We start from the raw sequence: 8,816 nt of genomic DNA on the forward strand, positions 1-8,816 counted from the left end.
TAAATTCGCCACGGGTCGCACCTCTGCATCGCTTATTCAAAAGCACCATCTGTAGCACCTCAAGTAGCGTGCGCATTAGCTGATAGCTGATAGCTGATAGCTGATAGCTGAATACTTACATCTTTTCTGACCATGCTTCTGCCATTTCATTCTGAGTTGATCTACCATGAGATTGTACAAATTCCCTAAATCTCTCCAAATCAGCTATTTTCGGATTATATCCCTTTTGATAACCCTCTTTTGGCCTATAATCTCCTGTTTAATTTCTCTTTTTTAACCAGATATCAATTGTATTTCGGCTAATTTTCAATAAACGACTAGCTTGAGTTTTTACCATGCCATCGTCGATAGCACTAATCACTTTTTTTCTTAAATCGTAACTGTAAGGAACTGCCATTTTATTAATTTATTAACAAGTCCTGGCTATTTGGCTTTTTGACTATTATGTCCTAAGCTTTGCTTCGACTGCTATATCATATGTTGGAGAAGATCTATACTGGCGTAATGGTGATGCCACTGAACTAGCAAGAAATACCCAACAGATTCTTATGTTGGGGAAGCGCTTTTAAGACTTAGATAGCTTTAGGGGCGACATGGGCTCTAAAAAGCTTACTATATTTTGAGGCTAATGAGCTATGGCTTGATACAGTCGAGAACTTATTTTTGTCCTGATTCACAAATTTTATCGACGATCTCTTGCCCAAGATGCCACATCATCCTCCGACCAAGGCAATGGCGGACTGGTGCTATAGTCAATAAAATACTCGTACCCTAACTGGTCATAAAGCTGATCCACCAATGTCTGTAATTCTACCATTGGTTCGGTATCCCCAGGAAGCAGGGGAAGCGGAAAAGAGGGAATGCGATCGCTTAAATTAAAAAGGTACAAGTCAGCAGTGGGACGGGTATTAGAACGACTGACTAATATCCGATAATGACTCGGATTACTGCTGTTAGAAACAGGCAAGGGTTCCCCATCTCGCAACAGGTCAATTTCTACCAGATGAGTCATACTCTCCAAAATCTGCTGGCGTTTGGCTTCGTATTTAAGACGCCCTTCTCCTCGTTTATTGGCAGGGGAGATCACTTCAATCGCTGTTACCACTTCCTTGGTGGCTACATCTTTAACCTCGATGTAGGATTGTCGCACTTCTTCTCGTAAAGGAACAGCTACCTTAATCGGTTGAACTGACGGTTCAGATACCGCAACTGCTGTAGCCATTGCGACTGAAGCATCTCGGCTTTGTTGAACCGTAACATCTGGTCTACCAATGGCAATCTTCGTTGAGCCAGCAATCTTATAAACCCACTTATCGGTAACCACCCGATATTTAGGTAGCAGTTTAGGAATTAATGCTCTAGCCAAAGCTGCCAGCAATTGATTGTGGAAATCCGACCAATATTCCGGTTGTTCAAGGTAGGGATTCATCCCTGGAAATGGGTTAGGCATATAGCATTTTGATTTGAGTTGTGAACATACTTCCTTAAGGAAAGGCAAGAGGCATGCATGCTAGAGGCAAGAGTTAATCAAGTACAGAGGGATTTTGGGTAAGGATTTGAGCTCTTAAGATTTACGCTATAAATTAGCTCTAAGGATTTCAGCTTACATGTCGCCCCCCAGGATTGCTCTATAGTATAGATGCACCATTATTGTTAACGCAATTACAACAACGTAACATGGTACCATTATCTCTCAGAAGTCTATGGGCTTTTCTGCTGAGCGCGGTTTTGATAATTCCTTCCGTGATGCTCTTCCCCGCTCCAAGCCAAGCCATGGTTAACGCTGAAAGCGAGAGCATACAAAATGTAGAAAACCCCCAAGTAGCACCAATCACTGGCAATCTTCAACTAATTACTACAGCAGCGGGCAATGGAGCAGACACCTTTATCCGAGGTGGTTCCTACTCTAGTAAGAATAATGGAACAAACGGTAAATTAGTCGTCAAGCTTGATAACACCGTCTCTTATAGCCGCAAAACTTACCTCCGATTTGATCTCAGTGAGCTGAATGATGGTATTGATGATGTGAGCCTGAATTTGAGTACGATAAACCTTCCCAACACCAAAGGATCTATTGAGTTTTATGGCTTGAATGATGGAGTAGACGAAAATTGGTCTGAAACCAAAACCACTTGGAATAACGCGCCGGGTAATGATACTTACTCTACCAATTTATTTCTCTCAAACCAAACAACTTACTTAGGGAAACTCCCTGCAGCTTCTATAGCGACAGGAGATTCTTTTAGCTTTAACTCACCTGAGTTACTAGATTTCATCAAAGGTGATACTGATGACATAGTGACTATTCTGATCAATCGTGCAGAATATAAAGCCCCAGATGCCTATATCGTTTTTGCGTCTAAAGAAAGCACTGAGTATAGCCCTCCTACACTAATGGCTACTCTGAAACCTGCTGTTCAAAGCAAGCCTGAAACTGATACAGCCAATCTTTTTGAGCTTCCCGATTGTGTGAATTCCGATTGTAACTGCTCGGATTTTAAGACTCAGGAAGAGGCACAGGCTGTGTTTAACTACTTTGGAGATGATCGTTTCCGTCTAGATGGGAACAAAGATGGTCTTGCTTGCACCAGTCTGCCCCATGCCAAAGCTCCATAACCTTTAGTCCTCCACGACTTAGCAATGTTCTAGATCGCTCTTATTGAAACCAATCCCAATTCTCAGCAGGAGGATTGGGTTTCGGCTCACATTCCGCATTTCAAAGTAAGTACCTAGGCACAATTAATGGCATTGCCTATTTATGCGATCGCACCCAACTGTTTCAGGGTTGCTTTCTGTGCCTCAGTTAATCCTGTCACTCCAGTGATATTCATCGCTTCGTAGAGTCTGGGAGCTCTGAGAATTTTCAGGCACTTGCCCGTCTTAGTGTCCCAAAGCCTCACCGTTTGGTCTTGAGAGCCACTAGCTACAATTTGACCATCCCCACTAAAGGCAACAGAAGAGATTAGATGGGTATGTCCGGTGCAAGTGTGGCGGCACTCCCCTGTCGAAACATCCCACACCTTGACAGTTTGGTCGTGAGAGCCGCTAGCGATAGTGTTGCCATCGGGACTGAATGCCACGGAAAAGACCCAATTGTTGTGTCCCCGTAATAGTTTAGAGCATTCACCCGTACTCAAATCCCAGAGGCGTATCGTTTCGTCTGTACTACAACTGGCCAGGATATTATCCTTAGGACTGAAAGCGACGGATTTGACCCGATTACCATGTCCCTGTAACGTTTTCAAGCATTCCCCTGTGCTAACATCCCACAGCCTCACCGTTTGGTCAGTATTGCTACTGGCCAAGGTTTTACCATCACTACTGAAAGCCACTGACCAGATCTGATTAGTATGTCCTTCCAAAGTGCTGACGCAGTCACCAGTACGCTGATCCCAAAGCCTCACCGTTTGGTCAGCACTGCCACTGGCTAGGGTTTTCCCATCACCGCTGAAAGTGACGGAATAGATCCAATCAGTATGTCCGTGCAAAATCCTTAAGCATTTTCCCGTCTTGATATCCCAAAGCCTGATAGTTTCGTCTCTACTGCTACTAGCTACGGTTTTACCGTCAGTACTAAAGGCCACTGAACACACGTGAGCAGTATGTCCGTGCAAAATACTGATACAGCGATCGCTATGATAATCCCATAGTCTGACTGTATTGTCGTTACTGCCACTTGCCAAGGTTTTACCATCAGGACTGAAAGCCACTGGAAATACCCAATCAGTATGTCCCTGCCAAGTTTTCAAGCATTGACCAGTGCCCCAATCCCAAAGTCTGACAGTTTGATCTAAACTCACACAGACTAGGGTGTTACCTTCAGGACTAAACGCCACAGAAAAGATCTGATTAGTATGTCCATGCAAGGTTTTCAGGCAAATACCAGTGTGGTAATCCCATAGCCTGACAGTATGGTCACCACTACCAGTAGCTAGGGTTTTGCCATCAGTGCTAAAAGCCACTGAGTAGACTCCACTACTATGTCCGGTGTGAGTACTAACACAGCTACCAGTCCTAGCATCCCAAAGTCTGACAGTGTGGTCATTACTGCCACTGGCTAGGGTGTTGCCGTCAGTGCTAAAAGCCACTGAGCGTACTCCACTGGTATGTCCAGTACAAGTTCTAACCCAACTACCAGTGCTAGCATCCCAGAGTATTACAGTGTGGTCATCACTGCCACTGGCTAGGGTTTTGCCATCAGTACTAAACGCAACTGATCTCACACAACCGGTATGTCCAGTAAACCTGTTGAGGCATTGACCCGTGTCACCATCCCAGAGTATTACGGTGTGGTCGCTACTACCACTAATCAGGGTATTACCTTGAGGATTAAAAGCAACTGAGAACACTTCATCAGTATGTCCAGTACAAGTTTGCAAGCAGCTGCCATCACTGACTTGCCATAACTTGACGGTATGGTCAGCACTACCACTGGCTAAGGTTTTACCATCCCGACTAAACGCAACAGAGCGTACCCAATTAGTGTGACCCTCACAGATTACCAGTAGTTTACCAGTTTGCACATGCCATAGGCGAATCTGAAAATCTGTATCACAAATTGCCAACATCCTCCCATCTGGACTAAATGCTGCTGATAACATATTCCCTAGGGTTTCAGTAAACACTGAGCCAGCCAAGTCACAGCCAGCGAAATTGACATTGTGTAATTTCAGTCCCTGTAGGTTGGCTTGCCAAACTGTCAGACCATAAAAGTCATAGCCGTTTAAATCAATCTGTAATTGACTAAGTAAATTAATAGTATTACCACTGACATATCCCATCTGGAGAGTAGATTTTTTAACCCCAGGAGTCGGGGCGCGCAGCATTGATAGGATTTCCAGGAGATGGTTTTCCAGCTGTTTTGTAGAACCAAAACTAGAGAGTAATTTCTCAATAATCGGTTCGAGAATCAGACAGACTTGAGCATCCCGAACATAGTCAGGGGCGCTGGCTTTGAGTAGGGAGTGAGTGCGGAAGATAGTGATATTTTGACTAATAATCTCTTCAGGAATCTGCTCGATCAGTCGATTAATCATGTATTCCATGACTACAGGTTGTTGGGTAAACCCAGTTGAGGTTTTCTCAATCAATGACCGCCGTTGTAGAGACCCTACAGCTTCTAAAATATCCGTAGCGCATAGGTAGCATACAAAGTCTTCTTGCAGTTCTTCAAGAGAAATGGGTTCCCGATTGATAGCTAGCCAGTACATCAGTTCCTTTTCTGTGGAGGTAAGGCGCTGAAAGTGCCGATCTAGTAAATCCCGAATATCATCAAAAATGAATGAGCCTTCCTTTAAAAAATCCAGAAACTGAGCAATATTGCTATCAAAAAAGTCTCTGACTGCACAGGCTACCATCTTTAAGGCTAAAGGATTTCCGGCATAACGCTCAATTAGGGTCATCCATTGGGTGTCATCCCCAATAAAATGTCCTTTTTCCTTAAAGATTTCCTGTCCGTGGGTTTCTGGTAAACCTTTGAGTGGGAAGCAGCGAACCGGTAAGGCTTCCCCCTCCAGAATGTTCAAGTCTTGAGGTGGCTCCCGGGAGGTCATCACTAGGCAGCTATTGTGGGAAGTTTCCCCAATAGTTCTGAGTAGCTCACCGTATCCAGCATATCCCTCTCGATAGCCACCGGTGCGAGAACCACTTTCGAGGATCGATTCGGTATTATCAAGAACCAGCAGGCAACGCGCCGTCTGTAAATACTGAATCAATCGCAAAATTTTGCCATCCACAGACGATGGTAAATTCGTTTCCTGCTGCACAGACAGAAATTGAATCATGTCTGCCAGGACTTCCTCTAGGGGCGGAGCATTCCGTAGACTGCGCCACATCACAAACTCAAATTTATCCTGTAGCAGATGGGCTAACTTCACAGCCAAGGTGGTTTTGCCAATTCCCCCCATCCCTAGAAGTGCCACCAGGCAGCAGTTGTCCTGTAGAATCCATTCCTGTAGGGTATTCAGTTCCTGCATCCGACCGTAGAAACTCCTCGGTTCTGGAGCTCCACCCCAATCAAGATGTCCAATTCCAGCCAGAGCAGTTGTCGATAGCGCTGTTAGCTCCATCTGATCTATCTCAATCTCATCCGGCTCAACTACCTTTTCCCAATCAAGACCTACAGCACTACAAATGGCCATGAAGGTGTCAGTACGAATTGACTGTCTGCCCCAAAATCGGTTTAAGGTTGCCCTAGAGGTAAATGCACTGGTATACCAAGCTACCGCTGTTTTGTTCCATCTTTTCTGACGTCTAGCTTGGTCTACTAATTTAAGTCCTGATTCAGATGCTCGCACGGAATTCATCATAACTCCACTATCTTGCTTTGCTTAACCCCCAATCCATGGGGTCGATCGCTATGGCACCATCCCTAATCCAGCCATCACTATACCTAACTCTTTAATGTATGGGTGACCAAAAAGCCGCGCAATGTAGAAATGTTATGGAAAGTTATGGAATTAGTTAGGGAAGAGGAAATCTGAGGGAAACATGAGAAAAATCTCAGAAACACAGCATAACTGAAACCACTGAGACAAAAACTGAGACAAACCGGTTTAAGTTCTAGACTAGCAGAGCTGGTTGTAAAAATACAGTTCCCCACTCCCTACTCCCTCGGTGCCCTTGACTCCCGACTCCCTATTCCCTTGGCTATATAAGTTATCCTGTTAAGTTAAACCTGAGCCAAATCTAAGAAATTCCTGAGATTACTCAAAAAAAAACCAGGCAGCTCACCTGAGTTTCAGTTACTAAGACAAAAACTGAGGCAAAAACTGAGACTTTCGGTTTGTCAGTGTCAGGCACGATAGAAATATCGAGATTGAGCTAAGTGCCATGAAACACTAAAAGTTAGTTTTCCAGTAAGCATGCAGCTATCAGCTATCAGCTATCAGCTATCAGCTTATGCGCACGGTTATTGAGGAGGAAACTGTTTTGAATAAAAGAGGTAAGCATTCGTTTAATCTCTGTTACGGAAAGCTATTCGCGTAGCGTGGCCATAGGCCAAACAGGTTTATTTTAAGCTAACGGCTGACAGCTGTTCGCGTAGCGTGGCCAACGGCCAACGGCTGACAGCTGACGATTTTGGAAAACACAACATCCTGTAATCGATTCAAAAGGAGTCTGTTATGTCTCTTGGTAAAAATTATCGTTTGGCAAGAATTCTCAAAGGATTAGACAACTATTTTATAGTCCCAATTGACCATGGGTTTACACTGGGTCCGGTTAGTGGTCTGGCAAAAGTTCATCAATTTATCAGATCGTTACCGGAGAAAACCATTAGTGCAATTGTTGCTCATCAAGGGATAGCTCGGGCAATTCATCCAGGTTTAATTCAGAAAGATATATCGTTAATTTTGCATCTTTCTGGGTCAACGAACCTATCTCCCGATCCATCTTCCAAACATCTAGTCAGTAGTGTTGAACAAGCCATTAAGCTTGGTGCAGATGGAGTTTCAATTCACGTTAATCTTGGGGCAAACGATGAATACCGTATGCTCAAAGATTTCAGCCAAATCTCAGCCGCCTGTCATCAATGGGGTATGCCATTGCTAGCAATGGTTTATGCACGAGGAGAGAAGATTAAAAATGAGTACGATGCAGATGCGATCGCTCACTCAACCCGATTGGCCTGGGAGCTAGGAGCAGATATTGTCAAGGTTAACTACACTGGCGATGTTCAATCGTTTAAACAAGTTGTTAATGCCGTTGACATCCCTGTTATCGTTGCCGGAGGAGCAAAGAGCAATGCAGATAGCTCGATCTTATCGATGATCAAAGATGCCATCAAGGCTGGCGGTAAAGGCGTTGCTGTTGGTAGAAATATATTTCAACACAGTAATCCCTCATTCATTTCTCAAGAAATTGCCAAAGTTATCAGTAATCCCTATCAGTTTGCCATCAAGGAGGTAGCGTAATGAAATTATCTTGGTTAGACCTAAGAAGCTTTAATGATGTTGACTATAAAGCACTGTGTGGGTCTCTAAATTCTGATATCAATGGAGTGGTAGTTGATTCATCAAGTCCAGTCATGGATTGTCATGATTCTGTCTCTCGCATTGCTTTTGTAGACAGCCCAGAAGAAGCAGAAGGATGTATCGATAACGCCGATATATTACTGTTTGATCATTCCTGGTATTCTGAAATAACTACTCAACCAGAAACCTACAAATCTAAAGCAGAAATTGGATTTTTTATTCATGTTATCGACGACGAAACCTTACAAACTGCTTGTAAGATAGCTAGACAGTAAAAATGGGCTGTCATCTATTTTAAAGACCCCACAAAAATTCCTCTGGAGATTGTTTTAGCATCAGCGGACAACACGGATGGCCAAATAATTACCGTTGTCAAAGATATTCAGGAAGCAGAAATTGTCCTGGGGGTCTTAGAAAAAGGGTCACATGGGGTCATGCTAACCCCTAACGGGATTATCGATGCCAGGGAGCTTGGGCAACTGTGTCGTAAGGCCAACAATTTGGAAGTTTCACTGGAAGAACTTGAAGTAACAAAAATTTCTCATATTGGAATGGGAGAGCGGGCTTGTGTAGATACTTGTTCTAACTTTGCCAAAGATGAAGGTATACTCATTGGTTCTTATTCCCAAGGAATGATTTTAGTTAGCAGCGAAACCCATCCACTCCCCTACATGCCAACTCGTCCTTTCCGAGTCAATGCTGGTGCTATACATTCTTATTTAGTGTCTAGTGTTAGCCAAACTAATTATCTTAGTGAGCTCAGTTCAGGACACAAAGTATTAGGAGTAAATTGTGATGGCAAGGCACGAGAAATAGTTGTAGGCAGGATGAAGATAGAAGAGA

5 protein-coding genes and 3 pseudogenes are annotated in these 8,816 nt (G+C 43.8%); 5 read left to right on the forward strand and 3 right to left on the reverse strand.

The window, feature by feature from the left end; translation table 11 throughout:
- Positions 1 to 118: 118 nt before the first annotated feature.
- A pseudogene (locus tag F6K20_RS40625) lies at positions 119 to 397 on the reverse strand (IS630 transposase-related protein); the annotation flags it as partial.
- Between the two features lie 285 nt (positions 398 to 682).
- Entirely contained in the window at positions 683 to 1,450 is a 768-nt protein-coding gene (locus tag F6K20_RS13205; protein ID WP_287294946.1) for a DUF4058 family protein, read from the reverse strand.
- A gap of 200 nt (positions 1,451 to 1,650) precedes the next feature.
- On the opposite strand from F6K20_RS13205, the gene F6K20_RS13210 reads away from it, so the two are divergent.
- Entirely contained in the window at positions 1,651 to 2,616 is a 966-nt protein-coding gene (locus F6K20_RS13210; protein ID WP_193431441.1) for a CBM96 family carbohydrate-binding protein, read from the forward strand.
- Between the two features lie 140 nt (positions 2,617 to 2,756).
- On the opposite strand, the gene F6K20_RS13215 is transcribed toward F6K20_RS13210, so the two are convergent.
- Complete coding sequence (locus F6K20_RS13215) at positions 2,757 to 6,308, reverse strand: WD40 domain-containing protein (protein ID WP_008185389.1); 3,552 nt, start codon at positions 6,306 to 6,308, stop codon at positions 2,757 to 2,759.
- A gap of 816 nt (positions 6,309 to 7,124) precedes the next feature.
- Here F6K20_RS13215 and F6K20_RS13220 point away from each other — a divergent pair.
- The 4 genes and pseudogenes from F6K20_RS13220 to F6K20_RS13230 form a co-directional block, all read left to right on the forward strand.
- Positions 7,125 to 7,913 (forward strand): 2-amino-3,7-dideoxy-D-threo-hept-6-ulosonate synthase, encoded by a 789-nt coding sequence (locus F6K20_RS13220; RefSeq protein WP_008185392.1) that lies wholly within the window; start codon positions 7,125 to 7,127, stop codon positions 7,911 to 7,913.
- Positions 7,913 to 8,248, forward strand: coding sequence for a hypothetical protein (locus tag F6K20_RS13225; protein ID WP_008185393.1), 336 nt, complete (start codon positions 7,913 to 7,915; stop codon positions 8,246 to 8,248). The genes F6K20_RS13220 and F6K20_RS13225 overlap by 1 nt, the downstream gene beginning before the upstream one ends.
- 48 nt (positions 8,249 to 8,296) lie before the next feature.
- Positions 8,297 to 8,392 (forward strand): annotated as a pseudogene (locus F6K20_RS40630) (3-dehydroquinate synthase II domain-containing protein); the annotation flags it as partial.
- Positions 8,393 to 8,407: 15 nt separating this feature from the next.
- Positions 8,408 to 8,816: pseudogene (locus F6K20_RS13230) on the forward strand (3-dehydroquinate synthase II family protein); the annotation flags it as partial.

The sequence above is a fragment of the Moorena sp. SIO2C4 genome (assembly GCF_010672485.1).
GTDB lineage: Bacteria > Cyanobacteriota > Cyanobacteriia > Cyanobacteriales > Coleofasciculaceae > Moorena > Moorena producens.